The 1,844-nt window shown below is 65.1% G+C and carries 2 protein-coding genes and 1 pseudogene; all 3 read left to right on the forward strand.

The features are described 5' to 3' along the window. The coding region (locus I5M_RS12500) for a ferredoxin family protein (RefSeq protein WP_022721711.1) at nt 1-309 on the forward strand (309 nt) is incomplete at its 5' end. After that, nucleotides 306-1,610, forward strand: coding sequence for an FAD-dependent oxidoreductase (locus tag I5M_RS12505; RefSeq protein WP_022721712.1), 1,305 nt, complete (start codon nt 306-308; stop codon nt 1,608-1,610). The genes I5M_RS12500 and I5M_RS12505, both read left to right, overlap by 4 nt. Further along, a pseudogene (locus tag I5M_RS12510) lies at nt 1,607-1,844 on the forward strand (hypothetical protein); the annotation flags it as partial. The gene I5M_RS12505 and the pseudogene I5M_RS12510, both read left to right, overlap by 4 nt.

Raw genomic sequence — 1,844 nt, forward strand, 5'->3', positions numbered from 1 at the left:
ACGATGACTCACGTCGTAACCGACAATTGCAAGGGCTGCCGCTACACCGAATGTGTGACGGTGTGCCCGGTCGAGTGCTTCCACCTCGACGGCACCATGACCTATATCGATCCCGAGAACTGCATCGATTGCGGCGGCTGCGTGCCGGCCTGTCCGGTCGGCGCGATCGAGCCGGACTACCGGCTGGCCGCCGACAAGAAGTTCTGGATCGCCGTCAATCGCAAGCGTGTCGCCGAGACGCCGGTGATCACCGCGCGTCTTCCGCCGTTGCCCGGCGCCGATGAACGCAAGCTCGCGCTCGGACGATGACGTCGCCGTTCCACATCGCCGTCGTCGGCAGCGGGCCGGCCGGCTTTTACGCCGCCGAGGCATTGTTGCGCTCCGGCGTGCCGATCGCTGTCGATATGTTCGAGCGCCTGCCGGTGCCGCACGGACTCGTGCGGTTCGGCGTGGCGCCCGATCATCCCAAGCTCAAACTGGTCAGCATCACCTTCGACAAGATCGCCGCCCAACCGGGCTTCCGCTTCGTCGGCGGCGTCGGCGTCGGCGAGGATGTCGGCATCGACGAATTACGTGCGGCCTACGACGGCGTCGTGCTGGCCACAGGTGCCGATCTCAGCCGGCCGCTCGGCATACCGGGCGAGAATTTGCCCGGCTGCTATCACGCCGGTGACTTCGTTGCCTGGTACAACGGGCGTCCCGACAGCCGCGAACTCCCTTTCGATCTCGCTCATGAAGTCGCGGTGGTGATCGGCCACGGCAACGTCGCGCTCGACGTCGCCCGTATCCTGTCGAAGACGGCCGACGAGTTGCGGCAGACCGACATTGCTACACACGCACTCGAGATGCTGGCGGAAAGCCGCGTGCGCGAGGTTCATGTGATCGGTCGCGGTGGTCCGCTTCAAGCGAAATTCGGCGCAAAGGAACTGCGCGATTTTCTGAATCTCTCGCAATGCGATCCGTGGATCGATCCGAACGACATTGCCGGCGTGCCGCAGACGTCGGGTGATCCCGAACAGGACGACAGGCAGGCGCTGTTCCGCGCATTTGCCGAGCAGGCGCCGGCGAAGCCCCGCCGCTGCATCTTCCGCTTCGGTTTGGCGCCGGTTTCCATCGGCGGACAGAGCTGCGTCGAGTCGATCTCGTGCAGGCAGTCGGCGAAGACGGTCGAACCGATTCAATGCGGCGCGATCTTCAGCAGTATCGGTCGTCGCACCGCGCCGCTCGCTGGCGTGCCTTACGACGAGGAACGCGGGCTCCACGCTAATATCGACGGCCGCGTGGTCGACGGCGAACGATTAGTCCGTGGTCTGTACGTCTGCGGCTGGAGCAAGCGCGGCCCAAGCGGCACAATCGGGACTAATCGCGCCTGTGGTATGGCGACCGCCGAGGCCGTGGTTGCCGACCTCGCCACCGGCGTGCCGCCTCGCTCGGATCGTCCCGATGCCCTGATGATGCGGTTGCGTCAGCGCGGGCAGCGCCTGGTCAGCTATCAGGATTGGACGGCCATCGACGCTGCCGAGAAACGCAGAGGTCAGCTTCAGGGGCGGCCGCGGGAGAAGTTCGTGAGCGTGCCCGACATGATCGCAGCTCTGGAGGCGACATCATGAGCTTCGACGCGGCGCCGCGAGAACCGGGCTGGCCGGGCGATGCAGAGATGATCGGGCAGGGCGCGGAATCATCCCGGCCCGAGCTGTCGGATCCCTTCGGTCGTCGCATCAGCTATCTGCGGCTGTCGGTGACCGATCGCTGCGATCTGCGCTGTCGGTACTGTATGTCCGAGAACATGACGTTCCTGCCGAACAAGCAATTGCTCTCACTGGATGAGCTCGATCGCGTGCCCG

This window comes from Rhodopseudomonas sp. B29, assembly GCF_000333455.1.
Taxonomy (GTDB): Bacteria; Pseudomonadota; Alphaproteobacteria; order Rhizobiales; family Xanthobacteraceae; genus Rhodopseudomonas.